Source organism: Sphingomonas sp. AC435, from assembly GCF_979253005.1.
In genome coordinates, this window is record NZ_CEEDCJ010000047.1 from 1 (window position 1) to 266 (window position 266).

1 pseudogene is annotated in these 266 nt (G+C 68.4%); it reads left to right on the plus strand.

The features are described from left to right. A pseudogene (locus tag AC0CH8_RS18890) lies at positions 1 to 266 on the plus strand (adenylosuccinate lyase); the annotation flags it as partial.

The following is a 266-nucleotide window of genomic DNA, read 5'->3' on the forward strand; positions in this document are numbered from 1 at the left end:
CGCCCGCGCTGGAGAATGTCGCGCTGTGGCATGAGCGCGACATCAGCCATTCTTCGGTCGAGCGCAATATCGGCCCCGACGCCACGATCTCGCTCGACTTCGCGCTGGCGCGGCTGACCGGGGTGATGGACAAGCTGGTCGTCTATCCGGAGCGCATGGCGAAGACCCTGCACAAGATGGGCGGGCTCGTCCATTCGCAGCGCGTGCTGCTGGCGCTGACGCAGGCGGGCGGCAGCCGCGAGGACGCGTACCGGCTGGTGCAGCGT